Origin of the sequence: Kitasatospora sp. NPDC048715, assembly GCF_043198905.1 — a bacterium.
GTDB classification, from domain to species: Bacteria; Actinomycetota; Actinomycetes; order Streptomycetales; family Streptomycetaceae; genus Kitasatospora; species Kitasatospora lactacystinica.
On the sequence record NZ_JBICVH010000023.1, the window covers coordinates 1 to 11,880 of the forward strand.

Consider the following 11,880-nt stretch of genomic DNA (forward strand, 5'->3'; position numbering starts at 1 on the left):
CCCTCGCCGCGCCAGTGGTGCGCCTCGCCGGCCGCGCGCCGCGCATCCCCGCGGCGCCCGCCCCCCCCGCCCCCGGGGGGGGGCCGGGGGGGGCCCGCCCCCCCCCCGCGCCCCTTCGCCCCGGGCCGGTGCCGCGCGGGAAGTCGGCCGGGCCGACTTCCCGCGCGGGCGCTGCGCCGACGGATTCACACCCTGGTGAAGTCCGTCGTCGACGTCCCCGGCCGGATCACATAGACGCCGGAGCCCGGCGGGCTCTCCCGTGACCCGCTCTTGAGCTGCTCGGCATCGGTCGCCGACGGCCACCGGGTGCCCTGCACGGACCAGCGCATGCCGGCCAGATCGACGCGGGTCAGGTCCACGTCGCTGAGGTCGGCCCGGGTGAAGTCGTCGAGCGGACCGTCCAGCAGCAGGGCGCCGAGCGCACCGCAGCCCGGCAGGCCGAGCAGCGGTCCCGCCGCGTGATCGAGGTCCCGCGCCAGAGCGCGCGCGAGCTCCCGCACGGGAGCACGGTCGAGGTCCCGGGCGAGGGCTCGGGCGAGATCCCGGGCGAGAGCGTGCGCGAGGTCCTGGGCGCGGTGGTGGGCGAGGTCCCGCGCCAGATCGTGCGCCAGATCGTGCGCCAGGTCGTGGGCCAGGACACGCGCCCGGGTCAGTGCCCGGGGGACGTCGTGGGCGTGGTGCAGGGCGAAGTCGACCGCGAGGTACAGCTCGCGGGCCAGGGTGACATCACGTGGAAGCGCGATCAGATGACCGAGGTCGTCGGCGACGGTGCGGGCGAGCGCGTGCGCGAGGACCAGGGCGCGTGCGAGGTCACGGTCGACCTGCAGGGCCAGGTCCACCGCCCGCGACACGAGTCCGCCCCGGATGCTGGCCACGATGACCGGGTGTCGGCGCAGGGCCAGTCGGACCTGGGGATCCAGTGCCTGCACGACCCCGTCGAGTTCCCGGCGCCCCGGTCCCCGCCCGGTGCCGTCGGCTCGGGCGTGCGCCTCGCCCCTGCGCGGGTTCTCGCGGAGGACCTCGGCCAGACCGGTCTCCAGGTCGATCACGGTGCCGAGTTCCCCGACCAGGGCGACGTGGCGGGCGTGGACCATGACCTCCCCCAGACCGGTCTCCAGGTCCAGCAACCCGGCGAGGCCGTTGACGAGACTCGTCAGCCGCGCGGCGATCCCCGGGTTGACCGCCTCGTCGTCCGGGTTGACCGCCCCGCCGTCCGCCACGGGCCCCGACCTGCCGGTCATGCCCCCTCCTCTCGGTCCCTCATCCGTAGGGCGACCGCCCGGCGGGCCTTCATCAGATTGGCGCGCACCGCGGCGGGTTCGATCCCCAGTTCCTCGGCGATCTCCGACGGGCTGTAGCCGGACACGCTCCAGGCCAGGACCTGCCGCTGGCGGGGCGGAAGGCCACCCAGCAGCTCCTCGAGTTCGTGCCGGCTCTCCCACTCCGCCAACTCGGCCGGACAGCGCCGGATCAGACCCGTCGTCTCGGGGACCTGCTCGACCGGGTCCTCCTCGACCCGGCTGAAGTGCCGCACCAGTTCCCGGGAGGCGACCTTGCGCGCCCACGACTCCGGCGACCGGATCTGCCGCCACCCCTGGAAAGCCTTGATCATCGTCTCCTGGGCCAGATCCGCCGCCAGCCGCGTCGGCGCGCCCTGCCACATCAGGAAGCCGACCAGCGTCGGCGTGAAACGCCGGTAGAACTCCGCGAAGTCCTCCCGCGTCGAGTGCCGGTCGGCGGCCAGCAGACCCTCCGGCCCCTGCGGAGTGAGCAGGGGCCGGGACACACCGGCGTCGTACGCATCGTTGTCACTCACCCGTCCCGTACCCCCGCCGAACGGGCTGCCGCGGGACCGTCAGCGTCACCGAGCTCCCGTCGCCGCGCACCTCCCGAAAACGGCCTCCCTCGGGCAGGACCCGGGCAAGCGCCTCGATGACCCTCCCGCGCGCGCACTCCTCGTGCGATCGCCACCGCAGTCGCAGGTGCCGGCACACCACCGCGGTGATGCGCACCCCCGCGCCCGATACCGCCGCCAAGGCTGCGGCCGTCAGCGGATCCATCCGTGCGCCCTCCCTCTCAGCGGTCCGCTCCCGTGCGAACCTCTCGTGGGTAAGAGGCCGCACGGTACATCCGCGTGAACCGGCCGCCGGAAATCCCCGCGCGGGGCGGCGGCAGGGGGTTGGGTAGCCTCCGGGGATGGTGTCCTCCCCCCGTGCCGTCCGGCCCGCCACGCGGCTCGTCGACGGGCTCGTCCACGCCTACGCCCCGCACGCCGGCGCCGTGGGCGCGCTGTCCCCCGTGGCGGCCTTCCGGCCCCTGCCGGGGGACGAGGCCGTCGGCCACGCCGTCGCCGCCGACCTGGGCCGCGCCCACTACACCACGCCGGACGCGGCCGTCTGCGTGGGGGCGGACGGCGCGCAGCTGTGGCGCTCGCGGTTCGAGCCGGAGGCGGACGAGGTCTTCGGCCACCGGCCCGGCTGCGAACTGTCCCCGGACGGGCGGGTGCTGTGGGTCTACCGGCCCGACGCCATGGCCGGGCGCGGCCGCCCGGACCAGTGGGTCGCCGTGGACGCCGCGACCGGGACCGTCCTCGCCCGGGCCGACCTGGAGACGGTCGGGCACGGCGCCGTGCAGCGGGCGCACCCGGCGAGCGGCCAGATGCTCCTCAACGTCGGCGAGGGGCAGGACGGCAGCGTGATCCACCGCGCGTCGCTGACCGGCGGCCGGATCGAACTCGCCCGCTACCCCTGGGACGACCGGTGCCTCATCGACCTGTCACCCGACGGCCACCGGTTCCTGACCGTCGACCACGCCCAGAACGACCTCGCCGTCCACGCCTTCCCCGACGGCGACGTGCTGTTCACCCGCACCGCCGCCGACTTCGGGCACGACCCGGACACGGTCTTCCTGGAATGGAGCGGCGGCCACCTGAGCGCCGACACCGTCGTCGCCACCCTCGTCGGCCAGGACGAGGACGAGGAGGACTGGTTCCGCCACTACCGCCTCGACGCCCGCACCGGCCGCGTCCACGGCGAGTTCGACGCCCGCACCACGGACCCGTACGACATCCACCCGCTCGGCGACGGCTCCTGGCTCACCACCGGCCCCGACGGCCACCCCGTGCGCCACACCGGGGCCTGACCTGCGCCCGACCGGCGTCCGACCGGTATCCGACCCGCGTCCGACCGGCGTCCTGACCCGGGCCCGCTGCCGGGCCCGTTCACCGGGCCGTACGGGCGGCGGCGCGTTCGTAGATCGCGCCGCCGGGGATGTACCAGCCCGCCTTCTTGCGGACCGCCGGGCTCGGGTCCCGGTCGTGGGAGGCCCGCAGGGCGGCCACGGCCCGGGGCTCGGTGCGGGCGAAGCGGCCGACGAGCTCGGCGGCCATGGCCCGCACGCCCGGATCGGGATCGTCGGCCAGGTGGCGCAGCCCGGGTTCGAGGACCCGGTCCGCGCCCGGTGCGCACGTGTCGCCCTTGCACCGGTCGCAGGCCAGGGCGTGGAAGGCGGCGGTCCTCACCCGGGCGTCCGGGTCGTCGGCCATCGCGACGAGCTGGTCCATGGACTCGGTGTCGACCAGGTGGTCCAGCAGCCGGCAGCAGCCCTCCCGCACGGCCGCGTTCTCGTGGGACAGGCCCGCCCGTACGGCCCCGAGCACGTCCTGCCCGCGGCGCAGCAGTTCCCGGTAGGCGGCCACCGTGCGCTGGGGGTCGCCCAGGCAGGAGACGAGGGCTTCGTTGTCGGTGCTGACGAATCCGAGCATGCGCCCAGTGTCGGGCCGCAAAGCGGCGCCGGGCAAAGGGATTTACCGCCCGCCGCCACTGCCCGCCGCCACCACGGACCGGCGCCGGCGCCGTTCCCCGCCCGGTTCCCGCGACCGCGGCGAACGGCCCGCCCGGGTGGGCGCACGCCAGGCCCGCACGGGGTTCATATGCCATATTGCGGACATGGTCCCGACGAAAGGCATGTCATGAGGTTCGCGGTCATCGGCGGTACCGGGCTGATCGGCTCGCAGGTCGTCGAAGATCTGAACGCCGCCGGGCACGAGGCGGTACCGCACTCCAAGTCCACCGGAGCCGACGTCATCAGCGGCCGGGGCCTGACCGAGGCGGTGGCGGGGGCCGACGTCGTCGTCAACCTGACGAACTCCCCGACCTTCGACGAGGCCTCCCTCGACTTCTTCCGGACCTCGATGGAGAACCTTCTGGCCGCGGCCCGCGACGGTGGCGTCGGCCACTTCGTCATCCTCTCGATCGTCGGCGTGGACCAGGTGCCGGAGCTGGCCTACTACCGCGCCAAGGTGCTCCAGGAGGACATCCTCACGGCCGGGCCGATCCCCTACTCGATCGTCCGGGCGACGCAGTTCATGGACTTCGTGGACGCCGTCCTGTCCTGGACCGCCGACGGCGACACCGTCCGGTTGCCCGCCACGCCGGTCCAGCCGATCGCCTCCGCGGACGTGGCCCGTGCGGTGGCGGAGGTCGCGGCGGGCGCCCCGCTGGGCGGCATCCGCAACATCGCGGGCCCCGAGATCTTCCCCCTGGACGAGCTGGGGCGCATCACCCTGTCCCGCAAGGGCGACAGCCGTACCGTCGTCACCGACCCCACCGCCGGCATGTTCGCCGTCGTCAAGGGGGACGTCCTGACCGATCCCCGCGCCCGCCTCGCCCCCACCCGCTACGCCGACTGGCTCTCCTGACCCGCGCGCCCGGGCCCCGCACACCTGGAGGCCGCACGGACACGGACACGGACGCGGACGCGGACGCGGACGTGGCGACGGTCCCGGCGACGCGGCGTGCGCGGCAGGCCGGACCACCGGCCCCCGTCAGGCGGCCGGTGGTCCGGCGGCGGACAGGCGCAGCCTGAAGGGCGACCCGTTGGCGGTGGGCGTCCAGCCCTCGGTGCGCGCGGAGCGGATGCCCGCGGCGACCTCGCGCGGCATGACCACGTGGGCGGGCACCGCGTCCGGGGTGTGCCGGGTGGGTCGGCCGGTGTCCACGACGAGCGTCGTCGCGGGGTGGGCGGCGTCCTCCACCGCGTAGCCCAGGGTGCTGCCCTCGAAGTCGCAGCACCAGTGCTGCTTGGTGACGCGCCAGCGGTACGCCACGCCGTCGACGACGATGCGGCGCGCGCCCTTCCTGGCCAGTGCCACGGTGCTGCCTCCCGGTGTTCGGCCCGTCGGCCCGTCGGCCCGTCCGTCTGCCGCTCTGCTGCTCTGCTGCTCTGCTGCTCTGCTGCTCTGTCGGCCTGTCGGCCTGTCGGCCTGTCGGCCTGTCGGCCTGTCGGGAGGAAGTCTCCCGGTGCGGCGCGCGCTTGTCACCGGGTTTCCCGGCACCGTGGCCCGGGACGCCGTCAGGTCCGGGGTCCGTTCCCTCCTGCCCTCCTAGCGCGCGAGGCGCCCGAGGAGGGCGGAGGAGGCGGCGATGCCGAGGAGGGTGGCGAAGGCGAGGACGGCGAAGTCCAGGAGCAGGTGGGAGGGGGTGCCGATGAGCAGGCCGCGCAGCGCGTCGACCTGGTAGCTGAGCGGGTTGGCCTTGCTGACGGCCTGGAGCCAGCCGGGCATCAGGGCGATCGGGTAGAGGGCGTTGGAGGCGAAGAACAGCGGCATGGTGATGGCCTGGCCGATGCCCATCAGGCGGTCGCGGGTGAGCACGATCCCGGCGATGGCCATCGACAGGCAGGAGAAGAACGCCGAGCCGAGCAGGACGGCGGCGACGACGCCGAGCAGCCGCAGCGGGTTCCAGGTCATGGCGACGCCGAGGGCGGCGGCGATCAGCACCACCACCGCGGCCTGCAGGACGGCCTTCACCCCGGCGGCGAAGGCCTTGCCGGTGACCAGGGCGGCGCGCGGGGTCGGGGTGACCAGCAGTTTGGTGAGGACTCCGGAGTCCCGCTCCCAGATGATCATGATGCCGTAGAAGATCGCGATGAACATCGCGGACTGGGCGATGATGCCGGGCGCGAGGAAGTCCAGGTACGGGATGCCGCCGGTGGGGATCGCCTTGAGGCGGGTGAAGGTCTGGCCGAAGATCAGCAGCCACAGCGCCGGCTGGACCGCCCGGGTGTACAGCTCGGTGCGGTCGTGGCGCAGCTTCTGCAGTTCGACGGCGCACATCGCGCCGATGCGGGCGGGCACCAGGCGCCAGCCGGTGCGGGCGCGCGGGGGCACCAGCAGCAGGGACAGGTCGGGGCCGGCGGGACCGGCGGCGCCGGCGGATTCAGCCGACGCGGCCCGCGGTGCGGCGGGTTCGGCGGACATCGCTGAAGTCTCCTTCGGTCGCGTCGGCCAGTTGGCGGCCGGCGAAGTGGCGGAAGACGTCGTCGAGGCTGGGGTCCGGCCGGGCCGGGTCGGCCCGGTGGACCTGCTCCTTGAGCTCGGCGGGGGTGCCGAGCGCGCGGATGCGGCCGCGGTCCATGAGGGCGATGCGGTCGCAGTGGCGGTCGGCCTCGTCCATGTAGTGGGTGGTGACCAGGACGGTCATGCCGGTGGCGGCGCGTACGGCGTCCACGCGTTCCCACACGCCGGTGCGGGCGATCGGGTCCAGGCCGATGGTGGGTTCGTCCAGGACGAGCAGGCGCGGGGCGCTGACCAGGGCCTGGGCGAGTTCGAGGCGGCGCACCATGCCGCCGGAGTAGGTGGCGGCCATCCGCTCGGCGGCCTCGGTGAGGTCGACGGCGGCCAGCGCCTGGGCGACACGGCGGGCGCGTTCGGCGCGCGGGACGTCGAAGACGCGGGCGAACAGGGCGACGTTCTCGCGTCCGGTCAGCCCGGCGTCGGCGGACAGCTGCTGGGGGACGTAGCCGAGCAGGCGGCGCACCTGCATGGGGTGGCGGGTGGCGTCGTGGCCGAAGACGCGGACCATGCCGGCGCCGACGGGCAGCAGGGTGGTGATCGCGCGGATGGTGGTGGTCTTGCCGGCGCCGTTGGGGCCGAGCAGGCCGAACACCTCGCCGGTGCGCACGGTCAGGTCGATCCGGTCGACGGCCCGGGTGGTCCTGCCGTGGCCGTGGCGGAAGACGTACTCCAGGCCCTGGCACACCACCGCGTCCTCGGTGCTCATGGCTCCTCCTCCCCGCAGGGTCCTCCGGGTGCTGCCGGTCCTGCGGGCGTAGCGGGTGCTGCGGGCGTAGCGGGTGCTGCGGGCGTAGCGGGTGCTGCGGGTGCTGCGGGCAGGGTGCGCAGGCCTTCGGCGACCTGCCGCAGGGCGGGCAGGGCGGCGGCCAGGGCCTCGCGCCGGTCGGCGGGCAGGCCGGCGACGACGTCCTCCATCAGCGCGCGGCGGCGCCGGCGCCAGGCCTCGATCCGCTCGACGGCCTCGGGGGTGGCGTGCAGGAGGGCGGCCCGGCGGTCGGCGGGGTCGGTCTCGCGGCGCAGCAGGCCGAGGGCGACGAGCTGGTTGACGAGGGTGGACACCGAGTTGCCGGCCAGGCACAGCTCCTCGGCGGCCTCGGAGACGCGCAGTCCGGGGGTTTCCGTCACCAGGCGCAGCAGTTCGACCTGGGCGCCGCGCAGGCGGGGTTCGTCCATCGTCTGCCGCAGGCGGCGGCGGACCAGTCGCTGGATGCCGACGAGGAGGGTGGAGAACTCGTCCGCCGGCGCGACGTCGAGCGTCTGCGGCTCTGTCGCGGTCATACCCTCATTTTAGCTCTCAGTGAGAGCTATCCAGCGGGGGTCACGCGCCCGTTTCCGGTGCGCCGCGCAGGTGGCGGGCCCAGATCTGGGCCTTGCGGTAGGGGCCCTCGCCGGCGCCGTCGTACTGCGGTGCGTCGAAGGCGACCCAGTAGGCCGGTTCGCCGTCCTCGGCCCGCGGGTCGCCGGCGGGCTCCGGCGCCCCCATCGGGTCGATGGTGCCCGTGAACTCCACCTGCCACGGGCCGTCCCACTGCGGGTCGCGGACCACGGTGACCCGGGTACCGGGGGGCAGTGCACCGGCGGGCCAGTCGCGGTTCAGGGGGCGGCCCAGGATTCGTTCGACGGCCGCCCTGTCCCGGTCCCGGTCCTGGTCCCGGGTGTGTGCGGTGTCGGAGGACGGGTCGACGCTCATGCGCTCAGCTTCCACGGACGGGGGCCGGAAAAGCCACCGGTTAATCGGTGGGTTCGGGCGGGGTTCAGGCGGCGCGCCGGCCGTGGACGAGGACGAGGACGGCGGCGAGGTCGTCCAGCACGTCGGCGGCCTGCCGGCGCTGCTCGGCGGTCGCGCGGGAGAGGGTGGAGGACAAGGTGCTCACTCCCCTGGCCGCTTGTGGACCTCGAAGGCGCGCCAGGCGCTGTACGCGTCCCCGAAGAAGGTGAAGGCGGCGAGTTCGCCGGTGGGCCGGCACAGCCACTCCTCCGTCATCTCGTTGCGGACCCGGTAGCGGTCGGCCGTGGCGTCGAACCGGACGCCGTAGCCGGGGAGGCGGGTGGCTTGGTCGTGGGGCATGGGGAACCCTCTGCGATCGGAGTTTCACGTTCTGTGCACATGGTGGCCTGGACTCACCTAGCATCGGAAGCGCAAACAACTTGACTTCGAGGCCACGTTGAGTCGGAGCCCCCATGGTGAACATCAAGGGAATCGACCCGTCATCCAGCCCCTGGGCCCCCTTCGGCATCCAACTCCGCAACTCACGCAAGGCGAAAGGCCTCCTGCAGCACCAGCTCGCGCGCAAATGCGGAGTCAGCGCCTCGTACGTCTCGTTCGTTGAACTTGCGCACCGACCGCCGAGTGAAAAGTTTGCTACCAAGGCCGACGAAGTCCTGGAAACGGGCGGGACCTTGATGCTGAGGTGGTAGCACAAGCACACCGCGCTCGTGCCGGGCTTCCCGGAATACGCCAACCACGAGAACCGCGCCGCAGAGGTGCGGCTGTTCTCGATCGACATCGTGTCCGGGCTGCTGCAGACCCATGCTTACGCCGGCGCCTGGGAAGCGGCCAACATCAGGCGCGGCACCGCGACTCCCGAGCAGGCCGAGGAACGGGTCGCCTTCCTCATGACGCGCCAACAACTCCTGGCCCGCACTCCGACCCCTCTACTTCATGCAGTTCTCGATGAAAGCTGCCTGCGCCGACCTGTCGGCGGAGCCAAGGTGATGATCGAGCAGCTACAGCACCTTGAGCGGCTTGCCGCCTCCCCGAGCGTGATCATTCAGGTCGCCCCGTACTCCCTGGGCGAGGAACGGCCTTTCAGCTCCCATGTGACCCTGCTGACCATGCCCGACCGCAAGTTGCTCGGGTACGGCGAGACCGAAGTCCGCGGTTACCTTGATCGCGATATCGACACTGTCCTTCCACTGTTCAGGGGCTACGATCGGCTTCAGATCGAGGCACTGAATCAGGCCGCATCTATGGAGATGATCCGTGCGGTACGGAAGGGCTATGAGGATGGATGTTGACCTGACCCACGCTGGCTGGCGGAAGAGCACCTACAGCGGGGGCCAGAACGGCTGCGTGGAGGTCGCCGACGGCTTCAGCGGTGTCATGCCCGTGCGTGACTCCAAGGACCCCAACGGGCCGGCCCTCCTCTTCCCCGCTCCCGCCTGGCAGGCCTTCGTCTCCGCCGTCCGCACCGGCGAGTTCGACGCCCCCTGAGGGCACTTGCGCTTCGCCGCCCGGGTCGGTGTACACCTAGGACAGTGGAACGCCGGCTCTCTGATGCGGCACTGGTGCCGCATCAGCGGAACCGTATCGGTGTCTGCGCGGCTTCAGGGGTTGATGAACGAGTGATCTGGCCCAACAGCGTCCGGGCGAACGTCAAGACCGGGCACGACCGGGAGGTGTTCGCCGTCTATCCGCACCGGTCGGCCTGCCCTCGGTCGGTCTGGGCGCAGCTGATCGCCGAGGCTCGGTCCGAGGTCTTCCTCGCCGGGTACACCAACTACTTCGTCCGGCTGGAGCAGCCCGCCCTCCTCCAGACCTTGCGGCGCAAGGCCGAGAGCGGTTGCCGCATCCGCTTCCTCCTCGGCGATCCCGGGTCCGAGACGACGCGCCGGCGTGAGCAGATCGAGGACGTGGCCCTCACCGTGTCCACCCGGATCCGGGTCACGCTGGAGCACCTGTCCAAACTCTCCGGCACCCAGGGCGTCGAGGCCCACTTCAGCTCCCCGGAGGACGGCCCGAACCACATCGGCCTGTCCGTCTTCCGATTCGACGAACACGCCCTGGTCACCCCGCACTTGGCCCGAACCGTCGGCCACGACTCCCCGCTGATGCACCTGCGGCGCAGCGAGGAGAACGGAATGTTCGACCGCTTCGCCGAGCACATCGAGGAACTCTGGTCCCGGGGCAGCGGCATTCCCACCAACCCGGCCCGTACCAGCGCCTGAACCCGCATCTCTCGGTTCGCCCGCCGCCCCGACGAGGGCAGCGGGCGCATGCGGACGAGGGGGCGGGCGAGGTTTCTGTCCTCGTGTCCATGAGCCACGACGCCTGCCGGCCCGCCCCGATGCCGCTCCACTCCGTGTCCGTCGCGGGCGTGGTCGTTCGCGAGGACGGGCGCGTGCTGGCCATCCGGCGGGCCGACAACGGCACCTGGGAGCCTCCGGGCGGCGTCCTCGAACTCACCGAGACCATCGAGGACGGCCTGCGCCGCGAAATCCACGAGGAGACGGGGCTCAAGGTCGGCGTCGACCGGCTCACCGGCGTCTACAAGAACATGACCCGCGGCATCGTCGCCCTGGTCTTCCGGTGCCACCCCGAGGACGGCGCCGAACAACTCTCCTCCGAATCCACCGCCATCGCCTGGCTGACCCCCGACGAGGTCACCGACCGCATGGCCGAGGTCTATGCCGTCCGCGTCCTCGATGCCCTGCGCCCCGGCCTCACGCGCATCCGCTCCCATGACGGCCGGCACCTCACCGCCCCCGAACGCCTCGCATGAGAAGTCGGCCCCGCCGACTTCCTGCTCCACCGCCCGGCCAGGAGGGAAGAGCAGCACTCCCGTCACCTGTCGCAGGAGCACCCGCAACGGACAGGGCGGCCAGTGCATCGAAGTCGCCGACGGCAACCCCGGTCTCACGCCCGTCCGCGGCTCCAAGGACCCCGGCGGCCCTACCCTTCCCTTCCTCTCTCCCGCCGTCCGCGCGGGCGAATTCGACGCCGGCCGAGGGCACTTGAGCGTCGCCGCCCGCCTCGGGGCGGCGACGCGCGGACGAACCCCCGTTTCCCGCACCGCCGCGCGCGAACGCCTCCCGCGGGACGTCGGCCCGTCCGACGGGCGGTTGAGGCTTCTGCAGTGACCTGACCGGGCCGGGGTTTTGCACCCCCGGCCCGGCACGGTGTCGCAGGCGACTGGCATGCTGGGGTCAAGAGTTGTCACCGGGAGGGGACGAGGGGGGCGGATGCCGGACAAGGTCAGGCCGCTGCGCGCGGCACCACGGCTGGGCACGGTCAACGGATTCGGGCGCACGATGCTGGGCAAGACCCGCGTGGACGCCCAGGGCGCCTGTTTCGCCACCCACTGGTTCACCGTGCTGATGCTGCCGATCCGGCCGCTGGGCCGCTACTACGTCAAGGAGGGCGAGACGGTCGACGTCCCCGGACGGGGCGGCGCCTCGACGACCACCACCGAGTACGTGTTCCTCGGCGAGGCCGAGCTGCGCGCGAGCGAGGTGATCCGCACCTACCTGTTCTGCTGGCTGGTGGTGCCGCTGGTCGTCGCCGGTCCCGTGACGCTCTTCGGGCTCAACGCCGACGCGTTCAGCCACGAGCACCCGATCCTCTTCCTCCTGCTGCTGCTCGGGCTCCCGATCGTCGGCATCATCGCGCTGGCGTGGCTGCTGGTCCTCAACGAGAAGTTCCTCGCGCCGGTGCGCGTGCCGCGACGGGTCGAGGCCGGGCCGGCGGACCGAAGGCCCTGAGGGGACTGGACTCGGGGCCCGAGGGCCTGACGGCGGGTCCGCGA

General features: G+C 72.9%; 18 protein-coding genes. 9 read left to right on the top strand and 9 right to left on the bottom strand.

Annotated elements, in window-relative coordinates:
* Window positions 1-185: 185 nt before the first annotated feature.
* Window positions 186-1,241, bottom strand: coding sequence for a hypothetical protein (locus ACGFSC_RS35730; protein ID WP_359914922.1), 1,056 nt, complete (start codon window positions 1,239-1,241; stop codon window positions 186-188).
* Entirely contained in the window at window positions 1,238-1,816 is a 579-nt protein-coding gene (locus ACGFSC_RS35735; RefSeq protein ID WP_359914919.1) for a sigma-70 family RNA polymerase sigma factor, read from the bottom strand. The genes ACGFSC_RS35730 and ACGFSC_RS35735 overlap by 4 nt, the downstream gene beginning before the upstream one ends.
* Window positions 1,817-2,196: 380 nt before the next feature.
* Here ACGFSC_RS35735 and ACGFSC_RS35740 point away from each other — a divergent pair, with 380 nt between their 5' ends.
* Window positions 2,197-3,141 (top strand): hypothetical protein, encoded by a 945-nt coding sequence (locus ACGFSC_RS35740; RefSeq protein ID WP_359914918.1) that lies wholly within the window; start codon window positions 2,197-2,199, stop codon window positions 3,139-3,141.
* A 79-nt stretch (window positions 3,142-3,220) separates the two neighbouring features.
* Here ACGFSC_RS35740 and ACGFSC_RS35745 read toward each other — a convergent pair whose 3' ends face one another.
* A complete protein-coding gene (locus ACGFSC_RS35745; RefSeq protein WP_359914916.1) occupies window positions 3,221-3,763 on the bottom strand; it encodes a HEAT repeat domain-containing protein in 543 nt (180 codons plus the stop codon).
* Window positions 3,764-3,970: 207 nt separating this feature from the next.
* Here ACGFSC_RS35745 and ACGFSC_RS35750 point away from each other — a divergent pair, with 207 nt between their 5' ends.
* Window positions 3,971-4,699, top strand: a complete 729-nt coding sequence (locus ACGFSC_RS35750) for an NAD(P)H-binding protein (RefSeq protein WP_359914913.1) — start codon at window positions 3,971-3,973, stop codon at window positions 4,697-4,699.
* Between the two features lie 126 nt (window positions 4,700-4,825).
* Here the strand turns inward: ACGFSC_RS35750 and ACGFSC_RS35755 are convergent, their stop codons facing one another.
* The 6 genes from ACGFSC_RS35755 to ACGFSC_RS35780 all read right to left on the bottom strand — a co-directional run bounded on the left by ACGFSC_RS35755 (window position 4,826) and on the right by ACGFSC_RS35780 (window position 8,423).
* Window positions 4,826-5,152, bottom strand: a complete 327-nt coding sequence (locus tag ACGFSC_RS35755) for a hypothetical protein (RefSeq protein WP_359914910.1) — start codon at window positions 5,150-5,152, stop codon at window positions 4,826-4,828.
* A gap of 231 nt (window positions 5,153-5,383) precedes the next feature.
* The gene (locus ACGFSC_RS35760) at window positions 5,384-6,259 is read right to left on the bottom strand and encodes an ABC transporter permease (RefSeq protein ID WP_359914907.1); all 876 of its coding nucleotides are present in this window, start codon (window positions 6,257-6,259) and stop codon (window positions 5,384-5,386) included.
* Window positions 6,219-7,061, bottom strand: a complete 843-nt coding sequence (locus ACGFSC_RS35765; protein WP_359914904.1) for an ATP-binding cassette domain-containing protein — start codon at window positions 7,059-7,061, stop codon at window positions 6,219-6,221. Before ACGFSC_RS35765 ends, ACGFSC_RS35760 begins: the two co-directional genes overlap by 41 nt.
* Window positions 7,058-7,633 carry a MarR family winged helix-turn-helix transcriptional regulator gene (locus ACGFSC_RS35770; protein WP_392864551.1) on the bottom strand — a complete coding sequence of 192 codons (576 nt, stop codon included), beginning with the start codon at window positions 7,631-7,633 and terminating at the stop codon, window positions 7,058-7,060. The genes ACGFSC_RS35765 and ACGFSC_RS35770 overlap by 4 nt, the downstream gene beginning before the upstream one ends.
* Window positions 7,634-7,673: 40 nt before the next feature.
* On the bottom strand, window positions 7,674-8,045 hold the full coding sequence (locus ACGFSC_RS35775; RefSeq protein WP_359914901.1) for a ferrous iron transport protein A: 372 nt from the start codon (window positions 8,043-8,045) through the stop codon (window positions 7,674-7,676).
* Window positions 8,046-8,225: 180 nt separating this feature from the next.
* Complete coding sequence (locus tag ACGFSC_RS35780) at window positions 8,226-8,423, bottom strand: hypothetical protein (RefSeq protein WP_359914898.1); 198 nt, start codon at window positions 8,421-8,423, stop codon at window positions 8,226-8,228.
* A gap of 113 nt (window positions 8,424-8,536) precedes the next feature.
* Here ACGFSC_RS35780 and ACGFSC_RS35785 point away from each other — a divergent pair, with 113 nt between their 5' ends.
* From ACGFSC_RS35785 to ACGFSC_RS35815, 7 genes are all read left to right on the top strand, one after another.
* Window positions 8,537-8,773 (top strand): helix-turn-helix transcriptional regulator, encoded by a 237-nt coding sequence (locus tag ACGFSC_RS35785; protein WP_359914895.1) that lies wholly within the window; start codon window positions 8,537-8,539, stop codon window positions 8,771-8,773.
* A gap of 18 nt (window positions 8,774-8,791) precedes the next feature.
* The gene (locus ACGFSC_RS35790; RefSeq protein WP_359914892.1) at window positions 8,792-9,373 is read left to right on the top strand and encodes a DUF5753 domain-containing protein; all 582 of its coding nucleotides are present in this window, start codon (window positions 8,792-8,794) and stop codon (window positions 9,371-9,373) included.
* A complete protein-coding gene (locus ACGFSC_RS35795; RefSeq protein WP_359914889.1) occupies window positions 9,357-9,569 on the top strand; it encodes a DUF397 domain-containing protein in 213 nt (70 codons plus the stop codon). Before ACGFSC_RS35790 ends, ACGFSC_RS35795 begins: the two co-directional genes overlap by 17 nt.
* 131 nt (window positions 9,570-9,700) lie before the next feature.
* A complete protein-coding gene (locus ACGFSC_RS35800) occupies window positions 9,701-10,303 on the top strand; it encodes a DUF5919 domain-containing protein (protein ID WP_359914886.1) in 603 nt (200 codons plus the stop codon).
* Between the two features lie 89 nt (window positions 10,304-10,392).
* Complete coding sequence (locus tag ACGFSC_RS35805) at window positions 10,393-10,857, top strand: NUDIX domain-containing protein (protein ID WP_359914883.1); 465 nt, start codon at window positions 10,393-10,395, stop codon at window positions 10,855-10,857.
* Window positions 10,817-11,215, top strand: coding sequence for a DUF397 domain-containing protein (locus tag ACGFSC_RS35810; protein ID WP_392864559.1), 399 nt, complete (start codon window positions 10,817-10,819; stop codon window positions 11,213-11,215). The genes ACGFSC_RS35805 and ACGFSC_RS35810 overlap by 41 nt, the downstream gene beginning before the upstream one ends.
* Window positions 11,216-11,317: 102 nt before the next feature.
* Entirely contained in the window at window positions 11,318-11,836 is a 519-nt protein-coding gene (locus ACGFSC_RS35815) for a hypothetical protein (RefSeq protein ID WP_359914881.1), read from the top strand.
* Window positions 11,837-11,880 lie beyond the last annotated feature (44 nt).

Bases quoted from the DNA above. Each gene is read 5' to 3' on its own strand.
- ACGFSC_RS35745 (WP_359914916.1), bottom strand. From the start codon at position 3,763: ATGCTCGGATTCGTCAGCACCGACAACGAAGCCCTCGTCTCCTGCCTG.
- ACGFSC_RS35750 (WP_359914913.1), top strand. From the start codon at position 3,971: ATGAGGTTCGCGGTCATCGGCGGTACCGGGCTGATCGGCTCGCAGGTC.
- ACGFSC_RS35795 (WP_359914889.1), top strand. From the start codon at position 9,357: ATGAGGATGGATGTTGACCTGACCCACGCTGGCTGGCGGAAGAGCACC.
- ACGFSC_RS35780 (WP_359914898.1), bottom strand. From the start codon at position 8,423: ATGCCCCACGACCAAGCCACCCGCCTCCCCGGCTACGGCGTCCGGTTC.
- ACGFSC_RS35785 (WP_359914895.1), top strand. From the start codon at position 8,537: ATGGTGAACATCAAGGGAATCGACCCGTCATCCAGCCCCTGGGCCCCC.
- ACGFSC_RS35740 (WP_359914918.1), top strand. From the start codon at position 2,197: ATGGTGTCCTCCCCCCGTGCCGTCCGGCCCGCCACGCGGCTCGTCGAC.
- ACGFSC_RS35770 (WP_392864551.1), bottom strand. From the start codon at position 7,633: ATGACCGCGACAGAGCCGCAGACGCTCGACGTCGCGCCGGCGGACGAG.
- ACGFSC_RS35765 (WP_359914904.1), bottom strand. From the start codon at position 7,061: ATGAGCACCGAGGACGCGGTGGTGTGCCAGGGCCTGGAGTACGTCTTC.
- ACGFSC_RS35805 (WP_359914883.1), top strand. From the start codon at position 10,393: ATGAGCCACGACGCCTGCCGGCCCGCCCCGATGCCGCTCCACTCCGTG.
- ACGFSC_RS35810 (WP_392864559.1), top strand. From the start codon at position 10,817: ATGACGGCCGGCACCTCACCGCCCCCGAACGCCTCGCATGAGAAGTCG.
- ACGFSC_RS35815 (WP_359914881.1), top strand. From the start codon at position 11,318: ATGCCGGACAAGGTCAGGCCGCTGCGCGCGGCACCACGGCTGGGCACG.
- ACGFSC_RS35775 (WP_359914901.1), bottom strand. From the start codon at position 8,045: ATGAGCGTCGACCCGTCCTCCGACACCGCACACACCCGGGACCAGGAC.
- ACGFSC_RS35760 (WP_359914907.1), bottom strand. From the start codon at position 6,259: ATGTCCGCCGAACCCGCCGCACCGCGGGCCGCGTCGGCTGAATCCGCC.
- ACGFSC_RS35730 (WP_359914922.1), bottom strand. From the start codon at position 1,241: ATGACCGGCAGGTCGGGGCCCGTGGCGGACGGCGGGGCGGTCAACCCG.